This window comes from Gordonia sp. NPDC057258 (genome assembly GCF_042668985.1).
In the GTDB taxonomy this organism is placed as follows: Bacteria; Actinomycetota; Actinomycetes; order Mycobacteriales; family Mycobacteriaceae; genus Gordonia; species Gordonia hongkongensis.
This window is the reverse complement of sequence record NZ_JBHUXZ010000030.1, coordinates 41,132-65,480: the sequence shown is the minus strand read 5'-3', so window position 1 is coordinate 65,480 and position 24,349 is coordinate 41,132. Positions and strand designations below refer to the sequence as shown.

The 24,349-nt window shown below is 67.4% G+C and carries 21 protein-coding genes; 6 read left to right on the top strand and 15 right to left on the bottom strand.

The features are described from left to right. Nucleotides 1-335 precede the first annotated feature (335 nt). From ACFUEJ_RS18615 to ACFUEJ_RS18605, 3 genes are all read right to left on the bottom strand, one after another. The gene (locus ACFUEJ_RS18615; RefSeq protein WP_068972085.1) at nucleotides 336-617 is read right to left on the bottom strand and encodes a hypothetical protein; all 282 of its coding nucleotides are present in this window, start codon (nucleotides 615-617) and stop codon (nucleotides 336-338) included. Between the two features lie 75 nt (nucleotides 618-692). After that, nucleotides 693-1,100 carry a YidH family protein gene (locus ACFUEJ_RS18610; RefSeq protein WP_068972081.1) on the bottom strand — a complete coding sequence of 136 codons (408 nt, stop codon included), beginning with the start codon at nucleotides 1,098-1,100 and terminating at the stop codon, nucleotides 693-695. A gap of 4 nt (nucleotides 1,101-1,104) precedes the next feature. Further along, nucleotides 1,105-2,079 carry an alpha/beta hydrolase gene (locus ACFUEJ_RS18605; protein WP_058252202.1) on the bottom strand — a complete coding sequence of 325 codons (975 nt, stop codon included), beginning with the start codon at nucleotides 2,077-2,079 and terminating at the stop codon, nucleotides 1,105-1,107. 159 nt (nucleotides 2,080-2,238) lie between these two features. Between ACFUEJ_RS18605 and ACFUEJ_RS18600 the strand changes: the two genes are divergently transcribed. Beyond that, nucleotides 2,239-6,105 carry a Pls/PosA family non-ribosomal peptide synthetase gene (locus tag ACFUEJ_RS18600; RefSeq protein ID WP_388031058.1) on the top strand — a complete coding sequence of 1,289 codons (3,867 nt, stop codon included), beginning with the start codon at nucleotides 2,239-2,241 and terminating at the stop codon, nucleotides 6,103-6,105. Between the two features lie 223 nt (nucleotides 6,106-6,328). Here the strand turns inward: ACFUEJ_RS18600 and ACFUEJ_RS18595 are convergent, their stop codons facing one another. Then, on the bottom strand, nucleotides 6,329-6,916 hold the full coding sequence (locus ACFUEJ_RS18595; protein ID WP_388031056.1) for an HdeD family acid-resistance protein: 588 nt from the start codon (nucleotides 6,914-6,916) through the stop codon (nucleotides 6,329-6,331). Nucleotides 6,917-7,023: 107 nt separating this feature from the next. Here ACFUEJ_RS18595 and ACFUEJ_RS18590 point away from each other — a divergent pair, with 107 nt between their 5' ends. Then, a complete protein-coding gene (locus ACFUEJ_RS18590) occupies nucleotides 7,024-7,902 on the top strand; it encodes an acyl-CoA thioesterase domain-containing protein (protein ID WP_388031054.1) in 879 nt (292 codons plus the stop codon). A gap of 80 nt (nucleotides 7,903-7,982) precedes the next feature. Continuing rightward, a complete protein-coding gene (locus tag ACFUEJ_RS18585) occupies nucleotides 7,983-9,053 on the top strand; it encodes a DUF4185 domain-containing protein (protein ID WP_058252206.1) in 1,071 nt (356 codons plus the stop codon). 45 nt (nucleotides 9,054-9,098) lie between these two features. On the opposite strand, the gene ACFUEJ_RS18580 is transcribed toward ACFUEJ_RS18585, so the two are convergent. The 4 genes from ACFUEJ_RS18580 to ACFUEJ_RS18565 form a co-directional block, all read right to left on the bottom strand. Then, nucleotides 9,099-9,608, bottom strand: coding sequence for a nitroreductase family deazaflavin-dependent oxidoreductase (locus tag ACFUEJ_RS18580; protein ID WP_078113236.1), 510 nt, complete (start codon nucleotides 9,606-9,608; stop codon nucleotides 9,099-9,101). 153 nt (nucleotides 9,609-9,761) lie between these two features. Beyond that, the gene (locus ACFUEJ_RS18575; RefSeq protein ID WP_078113237.1) at nucleotides 9,762-10,409 is read right to left on the bottom strand and encodes a DUF305 domain-containing protein; all 648 of its coding nucleotides are present in this window, start codon (nucleotides 10,407-10,409) and stop codon (nucleotides 9,762-9,764) included. Nucleotides 10,410-10,512: 103 nt separating this feature from the next. Continuing rightward, a complete protein-coding gene (locus tag ACFUEJ_RS18570; protein WP_058252209.1) occupies nucleotides 10,513-10,968 on the bottom strand; it encodes a hypothetical protein in 456 nt (151 codons plus the stop codon). A gap of 17 nt (nucleotides 10,969-10,985) precedes the next feature. Continuing rightward, nucleotides 10,986-12,275, bottom strand: a complete 1,290-nt coding sequence (locus ACFUEJ_RS18565; protein ID WP_388031050.1) for a phosphatase PAP2 family protein — start codon at nucleotides 12,273-12,275, stop codon at nucleotides 10,986-10,988. Between the two features lie 236 nt (nucleotides 12,276-12,511). Between ACFUEJ_RS18565 and ACFUEJ_RS18560 the strand changes: the two genes are divergently transcribed. Both ACFUEJ_RS18560 and ACFUEJ_RS18555 read left to right on the top strand, forming a co-directional pair. After that, nucleotides 12,512-12,727, top strand: a complete 216-nt coding sequence (locus ACFUEJ_RS18560) for a hypothetical protein (protein WP_058252309.1) — start codon at nucleotides 12,512-12,514, stop codon at nucleotides 12,725-12,727. A gap of 115 nt (nucleotides 12,728-12,842) precedes the next feature. Further along, nucleotides 12,843-13,613 carry a deoxyribonuclease IV gene (locus tag ACFUEJ_RS18555; protein WP_068971224.1) on the top strand — a complete coding sequence of 257 codons (771 nt, stop codon included), beginning with the start codon at nucleotides 12,843-12,845 and terminating at the stop codon, nucleotides 13,611-13,613. Between the two features lie 8 nt (nucleotides 13,614-13,621). Here ACFUEJ_RS18555 and ACFUEJ_RS18550 read toward each other — a convergent pair whose 3' ends face one another. Further along, nucleotides 13,622-14,188 carry a hypothetical protein gene (locus ACFUEJ_RS18550; RefSeq protein ID WP_078113239.1) on the bottom strand — a complete coding sequence of 189 codons (567 nt, stop codon included), beginning with the start codon at nucleotides 14,186-14,188 and terminating at the stop codon, nucleotides 13,622-13,624. 253 nt (nucleotides 14,189-14,441) lie between these two features. Here ACFUEJ_RS18550 and ACFUEJ_RS18545 point away from each other — a divergent pair, with 253 nt between their 5' ends. Next, nucleotides 14,442-16,277, top strand: a complete 1,836-nt coding sequence (locus tag ACFUEJ_RS18545; RefSeq protein WP_058252213.1) for an acyl-CoA dehydrogenase — start codon at nucleotides 14,442-14,444, stop codon at nucleotides 16,275-16,277. A gap of 173 nt (nucleotides 16,278-16,450) precedes the next feature. Here ACFUEJ_RS18545 and ACFUEJ_RS18540 read toward each other — a convergent pair whose 3' ends face one another. From ACFUEJ_RS18540 to ACFUEJ_RS18515, 6 genes are all read right to left on the bottom strand, one after another. After that, nucleotides 16,451-17,197: a hypothetical protein gene (locus ACFUEJ_RS18540; protein ID WP_254859716.1), complete on the bottom strand. Its 747-nt coding sequence runs from the start codon at nucleotides 17,195-17,197 to the stop codon at nucleotides 16,451-16,453. A 162-nt stretch (nucleotides 17,198-17,359) separates the two neighbouring features. Then, a complete protein-coding gene (locus ACFUEJ_RS18535) occupies nucleotides 17,360-17,953 on the bottom strand; it encodes a hypothetical protein (RefSeq protein WP_388031046.1) in 594 nt (197 codons plus the stop codon). A gap of 344 nt (nucleotides 17,954-18,297) precedes the next feature. After that, on the bottom strand, nucleotides 18,298-20,382 hold the full coding sequence (locus ACFUEJ_RS18530) for a TerD family protein (RefSeq protein WP_388031043.1): 2,085 nt from the start codon (nucleotides 20,380-20,382) through the stop codon (nucleotides 18,298-18,300). A 118-nt stretch (nucleotides 20,383-20,500) separates the two neighbouring features. After that, the gene (locus tag ACFUEJ_RS18525) at nucleotides 20,501-21,718 is read right to left on the bottom strand and encodes a glycerate kinase (RefSeq protein ID WP_388031040.1); all 1,218 of its coding nucleotides are present in this window, start codon (nucleotides 21,716-21,718) and stop codon (nucleotides 20,501-20,503) included. A gap of 94 nt (nucleotides 21,719-21,812) precedes the next feature. Then, the gene (locus tag ACFUEJ_RS18520; protein WP_388031037.1) at nucleotides 21,813-23,378 is read right to left on the bottom strand and encodes an SLC13 family permease; all 1,566 of its coding nucleotides are present in this window, start codon (nucleotides 23,376-23,378) and stop codon (nucleotides 21,813-21,815) included. A 147-nt stretch (nucleotides 23,379-23,525) separates the two neighbouring features. Further along, nucleotides 23,526-24,305 (bottom strand): SDR family NAD(P)-dependent oxidoreductase, encoded by a 780-nt coding sequence (locus ACFUEJ_RS18515; RefSeq protein WP_058252218.1) that lies wholly within the window; start codon nucleotides 24,303-24,305, stop codon nucleotides 23,526-23,528. Nucleotides 24,306-24,349: the final 44 nt, after the last annotated feature.

The window sequence follows — 24,349 nt, the reverse complement described above, 5'->3', positions numbered from 1 at the left end:
GAGGTGCCTTTCTTCTTGTGACTATTTGTTTGTGGTGAATCAATAATCACAAGGCAGACAGGCACTTTCGCGTATCACACGCCGAACACCAGCAACATCAGTGAAATATCCAGGCTCAGGGAGCGGTGGCAGACGCGGCCCGGTTTCCTGCTCCCTGAGGTGCGAACGAAGCGAGCCCAACCACCGCTCCCTGAGGAGGCCGGAGCCTGCGGAGGCCGTCACGAAGGGTCTCGCAAGGTGTCTCACCAGGCCCTTCGTGGCTCGTCGCTAGCGCTCCTCGCACCTCAGGGAGCAATGGATATGTCGTTCTCTCGGATCAGGGAGCAGGGGTGAGCTCAGTCGTCGAGGTCGTCGAAGTTGTCGATCAGGCCGCGGCGCCGGGGGCGATCGTCGGCGTCCTTGACCCGCTCACCGAGGCGGCGCCGGAGCTGCATGGCGATCAACACGACGTTCACGATCACCACGGCGATCCCGACGGCCACCCAGAACCACCGGCCGTCCTGCCACCAGCCGACCGTCAGCCAGCCGATGCAGAAGATGAGGATGGTCGCGCCGACGATGGTCAGCGTCATCGAGAACGTCTGCGCGCTCCGCGAGAAGTCGGGGCCGGTGGTCACGATGATCTCCTGCAGTGGTGGACAGCTGATGGTCGCGGCCGCCGACATGGGCAGCGTGCCGTTGTGGAGCGCAGGTCAGGACTGGATCACCATGGCAACCGCGACGAGGACGGCCACCACCACTATCGCAGCGACCACAAGCATGACCTGCGTCGGCCCCGGCATCTCGCCACCGGAGGTCAGCGCTCGCGTGGTCCGTCGCCACCGCCAGGCCCCGAGAACCGCCAGCGAGGCACCGAGTCCGACCATCACGACGCCGAGCGTGATGTCGACCATCGGCGTCGTCTCGTCGGGAGCGAGGTAGACCACCGCGATACCGGCCGCCATGAAGCCGAGTGCGGTCCGGACCCAGGCGAGCAGCGTTCGTTCGGCGGCGAGGGTGAATCGGGCGTCCACTGCGCCTGGCGGTCTGGTCTCCAGCTCGTCGGCGTACGACTGCCCCGGGTTCACCGCATCCGGAGTCGCCGGGTTCGGGGCACTCACCCCGTCAGCCGGCCCGTTTGCCCGTTCGCTCGTCAGTGCTCTTGCCCTCTCGGATCGCTTCGGCGGCGAAGGCCGCGGTCACCTCGACCGCGTCCAGGGTCTCCGGGTGGCGGGCGCTCAACACCGGGAAGGCGTGCACCTGCCATGCGTAGAGGTGCGCCACGGCCGTGACGCCCGCAGCGTCGAGCGACTCGACGAGGTCGATGACGTCGGGCTCGAGCATCTCACCTTCGGCCGCGACCAGCACGGTCGGCGGGAACGAGGTGAGATCGGCGTCGGCGATGCGGCGCACACCGGTCAGCTGGACGGGCCCCTGGTCGAATTGGGGCGCCAGCCGGGCCATCTTCGACTTGGGCAGATAGGCGTCGGATCGACTCGAACGGTCCGGGTGGACCCCCAGGTCCATGTCGAGGAGCGGCGAGAACCCGATCAGCGCCGTGGGTGTGGGCAGGCCGCGGGCCGTGGCGGCCTCGACCACCTTCGCGGCCAGGAAACCGCCGGCCGAGTCACCGGCGACGATCACCCGTCGGAAGCCACGCTCGTTGATCAGCTCCGCGTAGGCGTCGACCGCGTCGACGACCGACGTGCCCACCCCCGCCTTCGGCAGCTGCCGGTACTCGAGTGCGAACACCGGCACCTCACACGCCCGCGCCATCCGCGCGGCGATCGACCGGTGCGTACCGAGTCCGCACACCACGAAGGCGCCGCCGTGCAGGTAGAGCATGGCGGTGTCGCCGTCCCGGCGTGACGGTCCGACCGGCATGATCAGCTCGGCGGGCCGCCCGGCGAGGACCAGCTGCTCACGGACCACTCCGCGGGGTTTGGGTCCAACGGCAAAGATGCGGTCGATGAGGAACAGCCCCGCCAGCCCCTGCTTGTTGACCGGCCACAGCGCCAGGGTCGGTTTCAGGAGCGCACGCGCACCGAACCAGATGGGGAACGACCGCAGGCTCGGCCGACGGTGATGAACGATGGGCATCAGATTCCTCCTGTGCCCGAACGTACACCCCGCGAGCGTCCGTTTCAGTCCGTTCGTCGGGGTCGCCGTTCACGGTGTCGAGGGCGTTCGGTCACCTTCGTCGGCTATATTCTCGGACTCGTGACCAGATCGCGGATGCGCCCGGCAGGTGCCGTCTAGGTGCCCATTCCACCTCAATTCCTCCTGTCTGCACAGGCAGACCCGCCGCGCACCCTCTGCGACGTGCTCACCGCCACCGCGCGTGCACACCCGGATGCCGCGGCCATCGACGACGGCGAGATGACCCTCACCTACGGCCAGTTGCTGGCCGTGGTCCGCCGCACGGTCGCACGTCTCGGCGAGGTCGGCGTCGGGCGGGGAAGCCGGGTCGGCATCCGGATGCCGTCGGGGTCGCGGGACCTGTACGTCGCGATCCTGGCGACCCTCTATGCCGGCGCCGCGTACGTGCCGGTCGACGCCGACGACCCGGACGAACGCGCCGAGCTCGTCTTCGGCGAGGCCGAGGTCGACGCCATCGTCGACGCCGACGGACCCCGTTCGACGAAATCGGCGTCGACGCCCGCGGAACCCCCCGCCCGCCCCACACCCGACGACGACGCGTGGATCATCTTCACCTCCGGTTCCACCGGCAAGCCGAAGGGCGTCGCAGTCACCCACCGCAACGCGGCGGCGTTCGTCGACGCCGAGGCGGCCATGTTCCTGCCGGACGCCCCGATCGGCCCGCACGACCGTGTCCTGGCCGGACTGTCGGTCGCGTTCGACGCCTCGTGCGAGGAGATGTGGCTGGCGTGGCGCAACGGCGCGTGCCTGGTGCCCGCACCGCGCTCGCTGGTCCGCAGCGGCATGGACCTCGGTCCGTGGTTGGTGGCGCGCGACATCACGATCGTGTCGACGGTTCCCACGCTGGCATCCCTGTGGCCGCCGGAGGCGCTGGAAGCCGTGCGGCTGTTGATCTTCGGCGGCGAGGCCTGCCCGCCCGAGCTCGCCGACCGGCTCGCCGTCACAGGTCGCGAGGTGTGGAACACCTACGGCCCCACCGAGGCGACGGTCGTGGCGTGCGCCGCCCCGCTGGGCGGCGACGGCCCGGTCCGTATCGGATTGCCGCTGCGCGGTTGGGATCTCGCGGTCGTCGATGCCCAGGGCCAACCGGTGGCCGAAGGCGAGGTCGGCGAACTGGTTATCGGCGGCGTCGGCCTGGCGCGCTACCTCGATCCCGCGAAGGACGCGGAGAAGTACGCACCGATGCCCACGCTCGGCTGGGAACGCGCCTATCGCAGTGGTGATCTCGTGCGCCTGGACACCGCCGGCCTGTTGTTCATGGGCCGCGCCGACGACCAGGTGAAGGTCGGCGGACGGCGCATCGAACTCGGCGAGATCGACAACGCTCTGCAGAACCTGCCCGGCGTGAGCGGAGCCGCGGCCGCGGTCCGCAAGTCCGCGGCCGGCAACAGTCTGCTCGTCGGCTATCTCGTGTCGGCCGATCCCGGCTTCGACGTCGCGGAGGCGCACGCCGAGCTGCGGCGACAGCTGCCCGCCGCGATGGTCCCCACCCTTGCCCTCGTCGACGAATTGCCCACGCGCACTTCGGGGAAGGTTGATCGTGATGCGCTGCCCTGGCCCTTGCCGGGCAGCGACAGACCAGTCGATGACGACGTTGAACTCAGCGAGACCGAACTGTGGCTGGCGCAGCTGTGGACCGACGTCCTCGGCATGACCGTCTCCAGCCCGGACGTCGACTTCTTCGCCGAGGGCGGTGGATCACTGGCCGCGGCCCAGCTCGTCACCGCGGTGCGGGAACGCTACCCCGACATCTCGGTGGCCGATCTCTACGACCGTCCGCGCCTCGGGTCCATGGCCGAGATGCTCGACGCCCGCCGCCCGACGTCGAGCATCGATGAACGCATCGTCGAACCGACACCGCGCTCGGCCGGGCTGGCGCAGCTCCTGCTGACCATCCCGCTGACGACGCTCACCGGATTGCAGTGGGCCACATGGCTCGGTGTGGCGAACAACGTGGCGCTGCTCGTCGCCGACCGGATGGATCGCACGGTCGAGTGGCTGGTCGAGATCAACTGGTGGGTCCTGCTCGCGGCGTTCCTGATCTTCATCACCCCGCCCGGTCGCATGTGCATCGCGGCGCTCGGTGCGCGGGTGCTCCTCGCCGGGGTCGCTCCGGGCGTTCATCCGCGGGGCGGGAGCGTCCACGTCCGGCTCTGGGTGGCCGAGCGACTCCTCGACGCCAGCGGTGCCGCCAACCTGTCCGGTGCGCCGTGGATGATCTACCTCGCGCGGGCTCTCGGGGCGTCGATCGGGCGCGGCGTCGACCTGCACACCATCCCCCCGGTGACCGGACTGCTCACGGTCGGGGACGGCGCGTCCGTCGAACCCGAGGTCGACATCTCCGGATGGTGGATCGACGGCGACGACGTCCACATCGGCGAGATCGCCATCAAACGCGGCGCGTCGATCGGTGCCCGGTCGACGCTCACCCCCGGTGCGGTCGTCGGACGTGACGCGGTCGTCGCCCCGGGTTCGGCGGTGTTCGGCCGGGTCAAGGCCCGGCAGCACTGGGCCGGGTCGCCCGCGGTGAAGATCGGCAAGGCCGAGCATCCCTGGCCCGACCACCGGCCCCCGCGGGCGACGTGGTGGGTACCCATCTACGGACTGTCGTCGTTGGGGCTCGCCGCGATCCCCCTGCTCTCGCTGGCCTCGGGCCTGGCCGTCATCGGCGCCTGGGCGCTGACCGCGGACCGGTTGCGCGATGTCGGGATCCGGGCGCTGATCCTGTTGCCCGTGGCCACCGTCACGAGCTTGTTCGTGTTCGCGGCGATCACCGCGGTCCTGGTCCGGCTCGCCTCGATCGGGCTCCACACCGGGTATCACCCGGTCCGGTCCCGCGTCGGCTGGCAGGTCTGGATCACTGAACGCCTACTCGACGCGGCCCGCACCTATCTGTTCCCGCTGTATGCCAGCCTGCTGACCCCGACGTGGTTCCGCATCCTCGGCGCGAAGGTCGGTGAGGGAACCGAGATCTCGACCGCGCTCGTGCTCCCCCGGTTCACCACCATCGGCGACGGCGCCTTCCTCGCCGACGACACGATGGTCGCGTCGTACGAACTCGGTGGCGGCTGGCTGCACATCGACGAGGCGAAGATCGGCAAGCGCTCCTTCCTCGGCAACTCCGGCATGACCGGCCCCGGGCGCAAGGTCCCCAAGAACGGTCTGGTGGCCGTGCTGTCGGCGACGCCCGACCGGGCCAAGTCGGGCTCGAGTTGGCTGGGCAGCCCACCGGTCCGCCTGCGCCGCACCGCCGCCGAGATCGACACCTCACGCACCTTCGACCCGCCGGCGACGCTCAAGGTCGCCCGCTCGCTGATCGAGACATTGCGCCTGGTGCCGGTCATGGTGTCGTTCGGGCTCGGCGTCGGACTGTTGCTCGCGCTGCAGTACGTGGCCGTCCATGAGCACTACGGGCTCGCGGCAGCGGTGAGCGGTCTGCTACTGCTGGTCGTCGGCGCGATCGCCTGCGTCACCGCGGCGGCGGCGAAATGGCTGGTCGTCGGCCGCATCACGGTGAGCGAACATCCGCTGTGGAGTTCGTTCGTGTGGCGGAACGAGCTGTCCGACGCCTTCGTCGAGACAGTGGCGGCTCCGTGGTTCGCCAACGCCGCGACCGGCACGCCGATCCTCAACCTGTGGCTGCGGATGCTCGGCGCCAAGATCGGCCGCGGCGTCTGGTGCGAGACCTACTGGCTGCCCGAGGCCGACCTCGTCACCCTCGGCGACGGCGCGACCGTGCAGCGCGGCTGCGTCGTGCAGACCCACCTGTTCCACGATCGGGTCATGGCCATCGACCGTGTCACGCTCGGGGCGGGCGCGACCCTCGGCCCGCACTGCGTCGCCCTACCGGCGTCCGGACTCGGCGACTCGGCGACCGTCGGGCCGGCATCGCTGGTCATGCGCGGCGACGTGGTCCCGGCCCACACCCGCTGGCAGGGGAACCCCATCGCTCCCTGGCCGCACTGATCCGAAGGGACTGCATAACCGCAGGTCACATCCCCTGCTCCCTGAGGTGCGAGGAGCGAAAGCGACGAGCCACGAAGGGTTGGCGACACACCTCACCAGGACCCTTCGTGACGCTCGCAAGCTCGCTCCTCAGGGAGCAAAGATGTGACGCTCGCAAGCTCGCTCCTCAGGGAGCAGCAAAAGGGCTCACTCCGAGCACAACGGGTTTTCTCTTGGTTCCGGCTCAGACCGCGGGCTGCCCGGTGGCCGGCTGCTCGACCTTCTTGGGCAGCGTGAGCAGCGTGGCGATCGACAGCGCGACAAGCATGATGCCGCCGACCCAGGCCAGCACCTCGAGCGAGAACGCGGGCAACACCATCATCACGATCCCCGCGATGATCGCGATGATGCCCGAGACGATCGAGAACCAGATGGGGGCGTGACCGGACTTGGTGATCGCCGCGTACAGGTCGGCGACGCCCTGGAAGATCCAGCCGATGCCGATGAACACCGCGAGCAGCCAGACCGCGTCGCCCGGGCTGAACAGTGCGATCACCCCGGCCAGCAGCACGATCGCGCCGACGACGCCGAGCATCACCCGGACCCCGGTACTGAGGAACGACGCCGCGAAGGCCTGGTAGATGCGGAAGATGCCGGCGATGATCAGCGAGATGGCGAACAGGATCGCGAGCACGACGATGGTCGGTCCGGGCCACAGGATCGCGATGACCCCGATCACGATGCCGACGATCGACGTGATGATGAGTGCCGTGCGCACGGCACCGACCAGTTCGTCGGGGAAGTGTTTGGTGTACACCGTGGCGAAAGTCATGGTGGGAGGTTATCCGGCACAGCAGGATCCGGCGCGCTATTCGCTCAGGAGCGGCACAAACCCGACCGCATCGCCGACGCAGATGAACAGCGGGGTAACAAGTAACGATGACCAACATCGCGTTCTTCGAGCCGATCTCCGACACCGGCCGGCCCGACGCCGGTCTCCGATACCGGCCGACACCCTTCGCCGCCAGCCTGTGGGCGCCCGGCACCCTGAACGGTCCGGCGGTGTGCGGCCTCGCCGCGCGGGCGGTCGAGACCGAGTTCGGTGACGATGACTTCGTTCCCGCCCGGTGCACCATCGACCTCTTCAAGGCCGCGCGCGACATCGTCACCTCCACCCGGGTCCGAATCGTCCGATCGGGCGGACGAATCCGGGTCGTCGACGTCGACGTGCTCCAACACCCCGGAGGTGCGGATGAGGTGCTCGTCGCGCGCGGCACGACGGTGTTCCTGCGCAGCTCGACCAACCCGCCCGGGCAGCGGTGGCATCGCCCCGCGGACGCGGTCACCTTCCACCCACCCGAGATCGCCTCCGACGACGACCTGTCCCCCCGGTTCGCCTCCGATGCCGCGGACGACGCCGTCGGTGAATGGGAGCGCGACATGGGCAATCACCAGAACGGGCACCGCAAACGGATGTGGTCGCGGGCCGCACCCATCGTGGCGGGCGAGAAGCTCACCCCGTTCCAGCGGGCGGTCGTCAGCGCCGAATCCGCGAGCCTGGTGTCGAACTGGGGCACCACCGGCATCGGATTCATCAACTGCGATCTGACCGTCGCCCTGAGCCGTCTGCCGTCGGGTGAGCGGGTCGGGGTCGAGGCCGACGTCCACATCGAGGACGACGGCGTCTCGGTCAGCAACGCCGGACTCTACGACGCCGACGGCATGTTCGGGACCGCACTCGTGACCGCGGTGAACAATGCCGCCGCGCAGATCGACTTCACCACCGTGGACCCCTCGGAGCGCTATCGCGAAGCCTGAGTTCGACACAACTGTTCGCGGTGGTCGGGCACCGTAGCAGACCTCACACATATCTCTCAGGTCTTGATAAGGTCACGGCCATGACACGGCGCCTCGCACGGCTTTTCCTGGGTCTTGTCGTCACCTTGCTCGCCCTGGCCCTGACGACGACCCTGGCCGCCTCCCCCGCCCACGCCGCCCGCTACGCCAACGGTCCGGCGACCATCGTCAACCGGTTGACGGGGCCGTTCGCGATGAACGACACCATCGGACGGTTCAACATCGTCGGTACCGATCTCGGTGTCATGTGGGACAACGGCCGAGGTGAGATCCTCACGGCGTTCGGTGACACCCAGTCGTTCAACGGGTGGTCCCTCCTGTACGGCGAGCTCTACTACTGGCGGTCCAACGTCCTGCTGCGCAGCACGGACCGCCACCTGGCCGACGGCATGACGTTCACCTCGCACGCCGGCAGGCCGGGTCATGCCAAGCGCCTGCTCAAGCCGAACGTCCGCCGCGAGATCACGATCATCCCGACCGCCGGCGTGGCTGCCAACGGCAAGCAGTACATGACCGTGATGTCGGTCAAACGGTGGGATTCGCCCGGCATCTGGACCACCAACTGGGCGGGCCTCGTCTCCTCCACCGACAACGGCGAGAACTGGCGCTCGGTCGGTGCGTTCCGCCCCAATGGCGGCGGCAACAAGAAGTTCCAGATGGGCGCCTTCCTGAAGGTCGGCAAGACCGTCTACTACTACGGCACACCCGACGGCCGCTGGGGCGGTGTCTACCTCGCGCGCGTCGACGAGAAGGACATCGAGAATCTCGGCAAGTGGCAGTACTTCTCGTACGGCCGTTGGGTTCCGAACAACCCCGACGCAGCCACCCCGGTGATGGGCGCCCCGACGGGCGAGATGTCGGTCCAGTGGAACGACTATCTGGGCAAGTACATCTCGCTGGCGAGCCAGGACGTCGGCGTGACGCTGCGCACCGCCGACAACCCTTGGGGCCCATGGACTTCCGGTGAGATCGTCGCACCCTCGGTGGACCCGTACACGGGTTACGCGCCGTACATCCACCCGTGGTCGAAGGGCAGCACCCTCTACTTCACCTACTCGGTCTCCATCGGCTATCAGGTGTACCTCATGCGTCTGCCGCTGCGGCGCGGCTGATCTCGACCACTGCCATCGGGGCGGTTGCCCCGAGGCTGCCGATGATCAACTGGCGGCGATGGTGAGCACGACCAGCGGGATGGGGCGATCGACCTTGGACTGGAAGTCCGCCAGCAGTGGGTTGTTGGCCAGCACCCAGGCTGCGAACTCGTCGTAGTCCTCGCCTTCGAGCACCTTGCCGGTCCCCTCGTGCGTCTTGTTTCGGAACTCGATCCTGACCTGTGGATTCGCCTTGATGTTGTACCACCATGCCGGGTACTTGTCGTCGATGAACGAGCTCACGTACATGATGTCGTCGCGGTAACAGGGCCCCAGTGGAACCGTGTGCGGCTTCCCGCTCTTGGCCCCGGTGGTGGTGAGCAGGATGAGGTCCGCGCCACCGTAAGCGCCGCCCACCTTGCCCGCGTTCTCCCGAAACTCCTTGATCACATCATCGTTCCAGTTGGCGATGCCACCCTCTTGATCCCACGCCTGGTTCCACGGCGCGTTCGGATCGTCGTAGTCGGTGATATTGGTCTGATCGGGCTGTCCTGCTGTCGATTCGGTTTCACTCATGATCCGAGTGTGTCGTCGAGTTAGGACAGTTACGGTCCTAACTCAAAATCGCTACGAAACTCGTCCTGCGCCTGTCGGTAGGTGACCCGCCGACACGTCGGGGCGGTTGACGTCCGTTTCCGGACCCAACCGCCCCGGCGCGTCTGTTGGTGCTCAGCTCTGGCCGAGCATGCCCTTCATCTGGTCGATCTCGGCCTGCTGGGTCCGCTTGACCTCTAGGGCAAGGGTTTTCGTCGCGGAGTCGACGCCGTCGGCGAGTACAGCATCGGCCATCGCGATGGCGCCCTCGTGGTGCCGGATCATGCCCTCGAGCCAGAGCCGGTCGAACTCGGGACCGCGTGCGTCCCGCAAGGCGGCCATCTGGTCCGGGCTGAGCATGCCCGGCATCGCGGAGTGACCACCGTGGCCCATGTTCTCGTGGCCGTCGTCGAGGCCGTCGGTACTGACGCCCCAGCTCTGCAGACGGTTCTCCATCTGCTCGATCTCGGCGTCCTGGGCCTTCTCGATCGTCGACGCGAGGGCGATCAGTTCCGCATTGTCCGTCCGGCCCTCGACGAGTTCGGCCATCTCCACGGCCTGGTCATGGTGTCCGATCATCGTCGAGGTGAACTCGACGTCGGCCTCGTTGTGAGTGGCCGACGCCGGAGCTTGCGTCGCCACCGATGCCGAGGTGTTGGCGGAGGTGGCGTCGCTCGCTGTTTCGTCGGGCGAGCAACCGGCGACTGCGATGAGTGCCGCCGCGGCCAGGCCGATCCCTGCCGCCGTCCGGATACGGCGCCGAGATGTGTTGTGTACGTACATGAGTGCATTCCTTGCTGCTGTCGGAGTTCCCGGCGGGCGCGACGCCGGCCGAGAGGGAGGAGAGATGACGACACGACGGACCGAGCGGTCCGCGGAGGTCAGCTCAGCAGCGGATCACCTGTAGTTGCAGATGGGAGTACATGGCCCACGGCGGCGGACGACCCAGGATCGTCGTCCGACGGCGAGCGGTGTCGACGATCCGCGGAAACGCCGCAAGCGACCAGAGCAGGAGAACGAGAACCACGGCCGGAAGATCGACGCCCGCCGCACGGATGAACACGCAGTCGTGCGAGTGCTCACCGCAGTCGTCGGTTCCGGTCATCTTCGGGGCTGACGTCATCGTCGACGATGCCGTGAGCGCCGAATGCTCCGCATGGTGGGACATCCCGCTCTCGCCGTGTAATTCCGGCCCGCTCGCTCCGCTCCCGGCGCCGCCACCGGAAGGCCCGCCATGACCCGACACCACCGTGTGCATCAGCATCACGGCGAGAGCGAGCACGAGAACGAGTGCGCGGCGCCGTACGACGGCGCCACGACCGGTTCTGCGGCGGCGGCTCACGGTGCCAGGTTACGAGGTCAGGATGCCGTCGTCGACGCCCTGGCGTCATCGGGACGCCGATCGTCTCCCGACTCCGACGCTGCATCCTCGGCGGCTCGGCGTCGTTGTCGTGGGATCAAGATCTTGCGATCGATGATCTGGTAGGTCGCGACCACCGCGGCGGCCAGCAGCCACCCGAGCACGATGTCGAAGATGTAGTGCTCGGCGGTGTACACCAGGGCGAACGCCATCGCGAGGGCGTAGCCCATGAACAGTGTCTTGCCGAGCGCCTTCACCCGCGGCCACATGAAGAGCGCGAGGAGCATCGTCAGACCCGCGTGCAGCGACGGGATCGCGGCCACCAGGTTGGACTTGCCCTGCCCGACCTCGACGAGGTTCGACGCCGCATGGATGTTGAGGTACCCCCAGCCGCGAGCCGAGATCCGTTCGACGTAGGGGTTGGCGTCCGGATACTCGTTGTCCAGCGTCCCGAGCAGACCGCCGGGCTCCTCGGCCTCGGGCGAGTACATGCAGATCGGGTCACGCGGGAAGTCCTGGACCTCGGCCGCGGTGCATCGCGCGGCGGCCCACGGCGGGGCGCCCGGGACGAGGGTGTAACCGACCAGGGCGAGGAAGGTCGTCGCCACGAAACACGCCGCGTAGCGTCGCCAGGCGGCGCGGTCCTTCAGCCACAACACGGCCGCGACCGCGTACGGGATGATGAAGTACGACATGTAGACGATGCTGACGATGACCTCCCACCAGGGCGGACTCGCCTGCTTGAGGTGCTCCTGCAGCCATGCCGTGGGATTGACCCCGCCGGTCAGCCAAGCATCGAAATCGATCGCCAGATGCCAGTGGGTGGGCATGTCGACGATGCGCGCGACGTCCCGGGTCCAGTCGTAGAGGATCAGGATCAGCGCGAACGGCGCCCAGTCGATGAGGATCGTGATGAACTTGCGCCGGCCGATACAGGCAGCCGCGAGTCCCAGACACATCAGGATGATCAGGCGCGTGCGGTCGAAGGCCAGACCGTAGAGGGCGACGTGCACCGCCATCAGCACGATCCAGGCGCCGATCGCGATGCGCCGGACCATCGTCAGATCGCGACGGCTCTCGGGATCGGCTTCCATCTCGGCGGCGGCGGCCAGGTCGTCGAGGATCGGTTCCACACCCGCGCGCCCGGTGTCGTCGCGGTCGGTGTCCTCACGACCGGTGACCACCACGGAGTCCTTGGTGTCGGAGGTGGTCGCCTCGGCGCTCTCGCGCTCGTCGCGCTTGGAGGGTCTGCCCGGCTGCGGGACGCCCACCGTCTCGTCGACACTCACCCGACACAACCCCGCCCGTCACACCCCGCAGGGCAACCACCCACTTAAACTGCCGTCAGTGTAATGGCCATCTGTTGTTCGCGAGCCAAGCCGACGGCCAGGCATGTCGGATTTGAGCATTTCCGGCGCCGCGACCCAGGGCGAACGGTCTCCGCCAGCGGTTTTCGCCGGACACCTCGCCGATCAGGGTGTTGTGGATCACACTGGAGGGCGTCGATCCCTTGAAGGAGGTCTCGGTGCCCAATCGCTACCTGCGCTACGGCGACCAGCGCTACATCATCAACAAGGAGGCGGAGGCCCGTCTCAACCGCACCCTCGACGCGGTGTACGCCGACGGAACCCGCGGTCACGAGTGGCTGAACCTCTATCACGACAGCGCGGCACCGTGTCGACTCCTCATCGCACCCGGGGTCCCGATCACCATCGAGACCGAGCCCTGTCTGGGCGACTGATCTCCCGTCGCCGCGGAGAGCCGGTTGGACGAAGCAGGTGACCGCCCCGGCGTGTCCCCGTGATCCATGACGACGGGCGCGTCCGCGTGTCAGGGCGGGCCACTATCGTTGTCGCATGCGCATCGGAGCCCATCTTCGCGAGGACGCCGACCCCTTGGCCACTGCGGCCGAGCTCGGGATCGATGTCTTCCAGATGTTCGTCACGGATCCTCAGAGCTGGAAGAAGCCGCAGCCGAACCCGCGCGCGGCGGAGTTCCGTGAGTCCGACATCGACGTCGTCGTGCACTCGAGCTACCAGATCAACGTCGCCAGTCTGAACAACCGGCTGCGGATGCCGTCGCGCAAGGCCGTCGAGCAGCAGGCCGCGGCCGCCGCCGAACTCGGCGCCTTCGGTCTCGTCGTGCACGGCGGACATTTGCGCGACGGGGAGGACAGCGCCGAGGGATTCGCGAACTGGCGCAAGCTGTTCGACCGCCAGGCCGACAAGGGCGGTTTCGGCGTCCCGATCCTCATCGAGAACACCGCGGGCGGCGACCACGCGATGGCACGCACGCTCGAGTCCATCGACCGTCTGTGGGAGGCGGTCGGCGACTTCGACCAGGCCGGCTTCTGCCTCGACACGTGCCACGCCTGGGCCGGCGGCGAGGATCTCGTCGGACTCGTCGAGCGCGTCCGTCAGATCACCGGCCGGATCGATCTCGTGCACCTCAACAACTCTCGCGACGAGTTCGACTCGGGCCGCGACCGTCACGCCAACCTCGCGTCGGGCCACATCGACCCCGAGGTGCTCGTCGCCGTCGCCGAGGCGGCGGGCGCACCGGTCATCCTGGAGACGCCCGGCGACGGCATCCCCGATGATCTCGAGTACCTGCGCTCGGCGCTATAAGACGTCGATCACGACAGATTCCAGGCGGGCGCCGGCGGAGTCACCGGGTATGCGGCGACGTTCATGACGACCGTCCCGTCGCAGGGCCCGCCGTCGATCGTGGTCCGCCACACGCCCTTCAGCGTGCCGTCGCCCTGCGGGGTGTAGGTCGCGATCGACGTCGCCGGGCGCCACACCTTCGGCACACCCGCGCCCTGCCAGCAGTCCCATTCCCAGTCATAGCGATGCACCCAGGATCCTGCCTCCCAGGTGTAGCGCGGCGGCTGCGGCAGCGTCGAATTCGCGGGTTTCGGCCCGTCGATCACCGTCGCCACGCACGTACCGCCGTCGCACGATGTCCTGAAGGTGTAGTCGTCGGAGAAGTCCGGCTCCGCCTGCCGGGCCGCCAGGCTCGTTCCGGTCTTCGAGGCGGCGAACCGCTTCAACGAATACACGCCGTCCCACGAGGGCGTCGCCGCGGCGTCTGCCGGGGCGACAGCCACCAGAAGTCCGGCGGCCAGGGCGACGATCGAGATCACGACGCTCACGAAACCTGTCGCACTGACACGTGCGGGTCCGATCACCAGTCTGCGCATCCTTTCATTGGAACGTACTCGCGGTTCCTGCGCCGGCGTTGCGGATTTCTCGGCGCTCCGGGTGCGCCAACCGGCGCAGATCACACATCTTCTGATTGATCCGGCGGGGATATGCGGCTACTCTAGGGTTACCGGCGAGTAACATAGCTCGGACCGAACAGCCCCCTCATCCGGCCGGTACGCGCACAACCGCGAGCGATCGGACCGGGTCGAGGACGCCATCGCAGACGGCCACACCAGACAAGGAACAACCATGGGCCATTACAAGAGCAACATGCGCGACCTGCAGTTCAATCTCTTCGAACTGTTCGAGCTCGACAAGGTACTGGAGTCCGGCGACTTCGGGGACCTCGACCACGAGACAGCCGTCGACATGCTGCGCGAGGTCCGTGCGCTGGCCGAGGGCCCGATCGCCGAGTCCTTCGTCGACGCCGACCGCAATCCCCCGGTCTTCGACCCCGACGAGCACACCGTCACGATCCCCGAGTCGTTCAAGAAGTCGTACAACGCCCTGGTCGAGGGCGGCTGGGACAAGATCGGCATCGCCGAGGAGCTCGGCGGCCTGCCGGCCCCGCGCTCGCTGTACTGGGCCATCGGCGAGATGATCCTCGGCGCCAACCCGCCCGTGTTCATGTACGCCGCCGGCGCAGGCTTCGCGAACATCTTCTACAACAACGGCACCGACGAGCAGAAGAAGTGGGCCGCCATCTGCTCCGAGCGCGGCTGGGGCGCCACCATGGTGCTGACCGAGCCCGACGCCGGTTCCGACGTGGGCGCCGGACGCACCAAGGCCGTGCAGCAGGAAGACGGTTCCTGGCACATCGACGGTGTGAAGCGATTCATCACCTCGGCCGATCAGGACATGACCGAGAACATCTTCCACCTGGTGCTCGCCCGCCCCGAAGGCGCCGGCCCGGGCACCAAGGGTCTGTCGCTGTTCTTCGTACCCAAGTACCACTTCGACTTCGAGACCGGCGAACTCGGCGAGCGCAACGGCGTCTTCGTCACCAACGTCGAGCACAAGATGGGCATCAAGGCGTCCGCCACCTGTGAGGTCACCTTCGGACAGCACGGCACCCCCGCCAAGGGCTGGCTCGTCGGCGACGTCCACAAGGGCATCGCGCAGATGTTCGAGGTCATCGAGCACGCGCGAATGATGGTGGGCACCAAGGCCATCTCGACCCTGTCGACCGGTTACCTGAACGCGCTCGAGTACGCCAAGGAGCGTATCCAGGGTGCGGACATGACCCAGATGACCGACAAGTCCGCACCGCGCGTGTCGATCACCCACCACCCCGATGTGCGTCGTTCGCTGATGACACAGAAGGCCTACGCCGAAGGTCTGCGCGCGATCTACCTCTACACCGCGTCGCACCAGGACACCGCCGCCGCGAAGATCGTGTCCGGCGCCGATGCCGAGATGGCCCACCGCGTCAACGATCTGCTGCTCCCGATCGTCAAGGGCGTCGGCTCCGAGCGCGCCTACGGCACCCTCGGTCACGAGTCGCTGCAGACGCTCGGCGGGTCGGGATTCCTCCAGGACTACCCGATCGAGCAGTACATCCGTGACTCGAAGATCGACTCGCTGTACGAGGGCACCACCGCCATCCAGGCCCAGGATTTCTTCTTCCGCAAGATCATCCGCGACAAGGGCCAGGCGCTCGCGCACGTCGCCGGGCAGATCCAGAGCTTCATCGACTCCGAGGCGGGCAACGGCCGGCTGAAGACCGAGCGGGCACTGCTGAAGACGGCGCTCGACGACGTGCAGGCGATGGCTGCCTCGCTGACCAACGATCTGATGGCGGCACAGGAGAACTCGACCGAGCTGTACAAGGTCGGACTCGGTTCGGTCCGCTTCCTGATGGCCGTCGGCGACCTGCTCATCGGCTGGCTGCTCCTCCGCCAGGCCGAGGTCGCCCTCGCAGCTCTCGACAACGGGGCCTCCGACGCCGACAAGTCCTTCTACGAAGGCAAGGTCGCCGTGGCGAGCTTCTTCGCGAAGAACATGCTCCCGCTGCTCACCTCGGTCCGCGTCACCGTCGAGAACATCGACAATGACATTATGGAGCTCGACGAAGCGGCCTTCTGAGACAAATCAGAGTCAGACGGAAGGCCGCCCGCCGAGGGACATCATGGAACTCGACGAAGCGGCCTTCTGAGCCCGACCAAACCGAGAACTCCCACCGGCGAATCCGCCGGTGGGAGTTCTTCTTTGCGTCGAGTCGGCGCACATCGCGGCTCAGACCCCGCGGTGCGGCATCGTCACTCGATCACGCTGAAGCAGTAACCGACCGGGCGCGGTTTCTCCGCGAAGTAGGTCCCGTCCGAGTCGGGACATTCGGGCTCCCCCGCGGCCTTGGTGTCCACGCGGATGTTCGTTCCGCCGGAAACCGGCGACCCACAGTCGATCTCACGAATGTCGGCGAGCGCGGTACCACCGGTCGCGGACGGGATGTAGTAACAACGACCCTCCTGGTACACCGGCGCCAGACAGAGCGCGCCCTCCTCGCCCGCGACCCAGTAGCGCGAGTAGTTGGGACCGCAGAGCCCTTGCGTGATGGACTTCTCCGCGACGACGTAGTGGAAGTCGGTGTCGCCGCAGGACACCTCGTCGGCCTTGAGGGTCTCCGGCTCCGCCGTCACGACGATGCACTCGCCGGCGTCGACGTCACTGGTGTCGGTGACCCCACCTCCCTGCGCCGACGACACCAGCACCCGCGCCACGCCACCGGCGATCACGATCAAGAGCAGCACCCCGACGATTCCCAGCGCGACCCACAGACCGGTGCGCTTCTTCTTCGGTGGCGGCGGGAACGGCGGCCCGGGCGGGTACATCCCGCCCGGCATCGGCCCCGGGTACGGCTGCGGCGCGCCGTAAGGCCCCTGATTTGGTGGCGGAGCACCGTAGGGCTGATTCGGTGGCGGATACCCGCCGTTCGGCGGGTACTGCCCGGGTTGCGGTTGTGGCCCGAATCGCGGGTCCCCCGGCTGGTATGGCGAGTTGGTCACGCCGCGAAGACTACCGCCACCTGCCGCCTCGTCCAGGGCACCGATGAACCTCGACTCGACTGATGGACTTCGATTGAAGTCCATCAGTCGAGGTGAGGTTCGCCGGTCCGGCGGCGGGAACCGTACCTTTGTCACCCCTCGGAACTCATGGACGCAGGCTGGTCACTCCAGGAAGGTGAGGCAGTAACCAGTGGGGGTCGGCTTCGGGATGAAGTACTTCGACTGGCCTTCGGGGCACGTCGGCTTGCCCTCGGCTTTCGAATCGACACGAATGTTGGTTGCGCCGGGAACCACAATCGGCTCGGCGCAATCGATCTCGCGAGTCTCGGCGATCGCGACGCCTTCGGTGGCAGCGGAGAGGAAGTAGCAGCTGCCGAGGTTCAGAACCTCCGCGAGACACAACCCGCCGGCCGCAGACGGATACTTGGTCGAGAACCAGAACTTCGCATACTCCGGACCACAGCTCTCCCTGCCGGTCGACATCGAGACCACGACGTAGCGGAATTCAGAACCTGAGCACGAGGCCCGCTTCGGGATGAGCGAGCCCTGCCTGACCTCCATCTGGACGCATTCACCTATGGAGATGTGGCTACTACTGGTCAGCACTCTGCTGGGCGGGATCGATTCTCCCAGTCGATGGACGCCAAGGCCCGCCACCGCGAAAACCACAAGACCGACAACACCGAGCGAAACCCACAACCAGGTGCGCTTCTTCTTCCGCTGCGGCGGCGGGAACGGCGGGCCTGGTGGGTACATGCCTCATCGGACTGCCGTAGGGACGCGGCGCCGCGTACGGCCGGTTCGACGGATAGAAGCCCGGGTGCGGAGGATAGTGCCCGGGTGGGGGTTGTGGTCCGACTCGCGGGTCCCCCGACTGATATGGCGAATTGGTCACGCGCGAACACTATCCCGAACCCCCCGATCACGGACTTTCGTATCCACCTGTCGATCCGTGACCGATGGGGCATCGGCGTATCGAGTCACCGACGAACCTCAGCTCGACTGATGGACTTCGATCGAGGTCCATCAGTCGAGCTGAGGTTCGTCAGTGGGGCGCGGTGACCGGATGGCAGCCCAGGCGTCGTGAATTCGTCTGCGGCTCAGGCATCCCTTCCCGACCGCACCCGCTCGACCACTTCCGCATAGAAGGTGGTGGTCAGGAGAACCATGGCCGTCACGAATCCACCCTCGCTGCCAGACCGTTTCGACCCCATGGACGACTCTATGGTCACCGTGAACTCGCGGATGTCGCGGCCGTCGGTGGGCATGACAGAGGTCGCGTCTACGCGAATGTCCTTCAGCAACGCCGCGGTCGACTCGACCCGACTTCCCGCGTGATGCGCCGTGATCCGTAGGTCCTCGGGTGCGCCCGAGAGTTGACGGACCAGCCAGTTGATCTTGGTCTGCGGTCGCCCTGCCCGCGGGGCTGCGGTTTTCAACGAGCAACCGATACGCCCGCGGCCAAGGTCTGCGTGCATTGCCACCGGTCCAGCCGCTCCGGATACTCGCAACAACGCGAAGAGCTCCCCTGAATCGGCCAGTTGCCGAGCGCGGCTGACCGAATCGACTCGACTCGCCGGGGCTTGTGCAGTCACGCGCTGCCCGGTCAGTGCGCTGAGCCGGAGCGCGACGTGGCGGGCCAGACGATCGAATCTGTCGCACACGTCCGACGTCGAGTCGTCCGACGCGCCGACCGTCTTGTTCTTGACCGCTTCCCGGATCTTGACCCACTGCTTACCCATGTCGTCGAAGGTCCGCATACCGGACTGGCTGTCGGCAGCGTACCAGAGGAGTTCCTCGAGCAGGCGAGCTCGCACCCTGTCGCCGACGCCGACATGCTCGTGCACGATCATTGCCTCGGCGAGGATCTCCTCCCACGAAAGATGTTTCAGGACAATGTTCTTCGAAGGTCGACTCTCGACGGCGAAAGGGTGGAGATCCGGGGAGGCCATCAGGTCGCCGCTGATCGTGATCACTGCGTCGAACGACTTCGCCTTGGCCAGTTTGAGGTAGGTTCCGACCTGATCCCCGGTCAGCTCCGCCCGGCCGGTTTTCACTTCGACAAGTGCTCGCCACACCTTGCTACCGCGACTCACCTTGATCAGTCCATCGGGGCGCACATCCTCACCCGACATCGAGAATCGAACTTCGGTGAATGCTTCGATACGTCCTCGCGGCGCTCCGGTCTGGCTGAGGACCGCGCGGCCGAACTCGGGGACCGTTTCCATCGTGGCCAACAGAATGGACGTCGTGCGCATCTCTTGTTCGGCGGCCGACTTGATGCCTGCAGATGGAAAGAGGCGCGCCCGCTTCCACTCCGACTCAACCTGTCGAGGTAGATATGCCAGAGTTCTCGACGCCCAGTCTTTCGGCAACGGCGCCGGGCGTCGTTTTCGGCCGATCGAGACCTTCGTACCGGGCTCACTCAGTGAAGGTGCGGTTTCTTGCACGGCGTCATCGGCACCCGGCATTCCGGTGTCGGCGGCAAGAGCCGCCTCGGCCGAACTTGCGTCAGGGACCGACCCGGCAACGTTCTGTTCCGTGTCCGGTTCCTCGTCCTCACCAGTCGAATCCAGGCTGCCGTCGACAGACTCTGTGTCGTCGACTTCGATCCCATGGTCGGAAACCAGGGCCTCGAGCCCTCCGTCGTAACCCTGACCGACGGCTCGGATCTTCCAGGCATCGTTGCGTCGGTATATCTCGCCGAAGATCAGCGCGCGTTCCGACGACAGACCTTCCATTGCGTGCACGACGAACGGAGCATCTGGCTCGTCTGCATGGGCGACGTACATGTTGACGAGCTCGGCGTCTCCGAAGCTCGCATCTGTCCGAGGGTCTGTGCTGGCCGTGACCATTATTCGCGCGACCGAATCGGGTATGCGCGCGAGATCGACCTCCACGGCATCTTTCTGACTGAACGAACTGCCGTCCGGGTCCTGCTGATGCACCTCGTGCGAGACCAGCCGTACAGCGCCTCCCACCCCCGTGGGCTGGTTGTAGAAGATCAGGTCGTCATTGGACCGCACTTGACCGTCGTCACCGAGGATGAGGATGCCGGCGTCGAGCCCGATCTCCTTGCCCGCAGCCGCTTCGGTCTGGATGACGACCACCAGCCGCGGTGAGTTTTCGCCGGCGACTTCGTCGACAGAGACGTTTCCACCCTTGGACAGCTCACGAAGCTCCACCTCGCCAACCTATTGGCAACACCCTGGTCGGCGTGTGGCAAATCGGACAAGTGGGTCGAATTCGAGGCCCATTCGATTGATTGGAGGATCGGTCCCCGCACATCCGCGGGCGAGGAGATCAGACCGCCTTCTTCCGCTTCCGCTGCCCGGCCCGGGCGGAGACCGCGGCGCCGAGGAGGATCATCCGCATGGTGCGCTCGGCGGCGTCGGCGAGGAGTTGCTCGCCATTGGCGACTGCCTCCGACAAGGGCATCGGTACCGTGATGATCGACGCGATCGCCCCGATCCCCACGTCGTGGACGGCGGGCGCACCGTGCCCGAGCGAACCCGCCAGCGCGACAACGGGCACACCCCGCAACTGGGCGCGGCGGGCCACCTCCGCGGGCACCTTGCCGCGAGGGGTCTGGAAGTCGATCGAACCCTCTGCGGTGATCACCAGATCCGCCTTGCCGATCCGATGATCGAGGTCGATGCCGGACAGCCCGGAATCGAGTAGTGCGTCGAACCGCGAGCGCAGTTTCCCGCCGGCTGCCGCCAGGCCCGCACCTAGTCCACCCGACGCGCCGGACCCGGCCCCCTGCCGATAGTCGATGTCGGCCAGCCCATCCCGCTGCAGTATGTCCGCCCAGACGTCGAGCGCCGCCGACAGCGAGTCGACCTGTGCGGGCGTCGCCCCCTTCTGCGGCCCGAAGACGCGGGCGACGCCGCTCGGTCCGCAGAGGACGTTGTGCGGGTTGCCCGCGACCACCACTTCGGTCTCACGCAACCGCGGATGCAGGCCGGTGAGGTCCAGCGACGCCGCGCGCGCCAGTTCGTTTCCGCCACGCCCGATCTCGTGACCGTCCTGGTCCAGGACGCGCGCACCGAGCGCCTGGAGCGCCCCGGCCCCGCCGTCACATGTCCCCGAGTCGCCGCATCCGACGAGAATCGCCGACACCCCCGCGTCGAGTGCCGCGGCAATCAATTGTCCCACTCCGTAAGTGGTCGTGGCGCCGGGATCGCGCTGCCCCGCCGGAACGAGCGCCAATCCAGCGGCGGCAGCCATCTCGACGACGCCGATGCGGTTCCGACCGACGCCGACCTCGGCCCAGTGCGACTGCACCGGCTCACCGGTGGGGCCGCAGACGGTCAGCTCGTGGAGGCGCCCGTTGCCCGCGGCCGCCAGGATGCGCGCCGTTCCCTCCCCGCCGTCCGCGATCGGTGCGATGTCGACGCGCACCCCGGGGAGCGTGCGCCGCACCCCCGCGGCGATGGCGGTCGCCACGGACACGGCGTCGAGGCTCTCCTTGAAACCACTCGGGGCGACCAGGATTCGTTGCGGAACTCGGACGGACATCGGCACTCCTGTTGATCGATCGGACAAGGTCTTGATGAGGAGACGGGAACTCGCACCCGGAGGCACATTCGGGACGGTCGCGGCGATGCGACGGTCAGGACGAGAGCAGGGGCAGACCCAGGTAGGGCCAGACCCAGAACGCGAAGATGATGAGCAGCACCAGCGACACCGGCGCGAGCAGCGCCGACATCGTGAGCAGATGCCGGGGTTCGTAACCGGGGACGTCGTCACTCGCCGCGAACATGGCGACCGGTTTGGCCGAGCTGGTGAGGGTGATGCAGAACCCGGCGGCCGCGGTGGACAGGAAGGCCGCGGCGACGGGGTCGACCCCGACGGCCGGGGCGGTCACCACGATGATCGGGATCAGTACCGCCGAACGGGCCGAACGGGATTGGATCACCAGATGCGCGAGCAGCGAGACGATCGCCGCGACGACGACGAACACCATCGCCGCCGCCGGCCCGGTCTCGGCGATGGACCCGAAAGCCTGATCCGCCAGCCACTCCGCGGCACCGCTGGAGTTGAGCGCCATCCCCAGCGCGAGGGTGGCGGCCATGAACAGCAGGAGCGTCCACGGGATGGTCTTCAGCGCCGCGCCCAGCGTCGTCGCGCCGACCGCCGGCGCCGACGCGGCCAGCGCGCCGAGCACCGCGACGATGGCCGGGTCGACGCCGTGCAGGGGTTCTGAACACCACAGCACCACAACGAGTCCGAGAACGACGGACACCCGTCGTTGAGCAGACGTGAGCGGTCCGGAGGTCGCCGTCCCGGTCGCCGCGAGAGCGGTCGGCGGCACGCACAGCGGACGTGCCCGTTCGGCGTGATCGGTCATCAACCACAGCGCCGCCTCGGCCGCGAGGTGCGACCACACGAGGGCCAGGGGGATGCCGAGGACCGCCCAGTGCAGGAATCCGATGCCGCCACCGGTTGCGGCCGAGACGATCTCGACGGTGATGAGGTGCGCGCCGGCACCCAGAAGCGATCCCACCGCCGAGAAGAGGATCACGATCGGGAAGACCAGCGCGAGGCACAGCACCAGACGAGGTCGGTCACGCAGGACCGCAGCGAGCGCGAGAAAGATCGGAAGGGCAAGGGCCGCACGGCCGGAGGTCGCCGGGATCGCGAACGTGGTCAGCAACAGGGCCGCGGTGATCAGATGGACCAGCTGACGAGGCGTCCGGGCCCGGCGGACGACACGCGCCGACACACGAGCCGACAGACCTGACGCCGTGACCGCGGCCGCGATCACGAAAGCACCGATCAGCAACCAGATCACGCCGGAGCCGAGGGTGCCCGCGAAGGTGTTGGCGTCGATGATCCCGAAGACCACCAGAGCGATACCGCCACCCAGCGCGACATAGGTGTCATCCAGCGGCGAGAAGATCCACGCCCACACCGCGACGAGGAAGACGAGGAGGGTGACGACGGCGTCGAACGGCAACTTCCCGGTCCACCCGGCATGTCCGACGAACGCCCCGGCGCCGAGAACGACGACGAGACCGGCTGCCGCCCAGGGGGACAGCGCGCTGCCGACGGCGTCGAGGAGGGTGCGTCGTGGCGGCGGTGGCGGCGTCACCGTGCGCACGGGTGGGCGCGTCGCGTACATCGTCACCGAGCCCGGGTGATCCGGAGGTCGGTCGATCGCGTGCGGAAGGTTCATGGCGACCACTCTGCGGTGCCGGCGTGACACCTTCATGAGGCGCGAATGAAAGTTCTTTCACGGAAAGAACCGGTGAACAGACGGCAAACCCACCACCGGCTCGGGCCGGTGGTGGGTCTGCGCGGTTACCCCGGTGGGGTGCCGGATCTACTTCGGTGGCATCCGGATGCCACCGTCGACGCGGATGACCTCCGCGTTCATGTAGCTGTTGGTGACCAGCTCGACGACCATCGAAGCGAGCTCGTCGGGCGCACCCAGGCGGTGCGGGAACAGGACCGACTCGCCGAGCTTGGCCTTGAACGCCTCGGCCGCTTCGCCCTCACCGTAGATCGGGGTGTCGATCAGACCGGGGGCGATGGTGTTGACGCGGATGCCGACCGCAGCCAGGTCGCGCGCGACCGGGAGGGTCATGCCGACGACGCCGCCCTTGGACGACGAGTACGACGCCTGGCCGATCTGGCCGTCGAACGCTGCGACGCTGGCCATGTTGACGATCGCGCCGCGCTCGCCGTGGCCGTCGAGCGGCTCGTTGCGGCTCATGGCGGTGGCCGCAAGACGGATGCAGTCGAAGGTGCCGATCAGGTTGATCGCGATGACCTTCTTGTAGGCGTCGAGGTTGTGGGCCGACCCGAACTCACCGTCGCGACCGATGGTGCGCTGCGCCCAGCCGATGCCGGCCGAGTTGACCAGGGCACGCAGCGGGCCCAGTTCGGTGGCCGCGTTGACGGCGGCTTCGATCTGTTCGGTCGAGGTCACGTCGACGGCGACGAACTGTCCGCCGATCTCCTTGGCGAGTTCTTCGCCCTTGTCCGCGTTCAGGTCGGCGACGATGACCTTTGCACCCTTGGCCGCCAGCTGGCGAGCCGCAGCCGCGCCGATGCCGGACGCGCCACCCGTGACGATTGCACTAGCTCCATTGATATCCACGCCCCGGAGCCTATCGAGCGTTCTATCGCTCGGTAAAGCCCTTC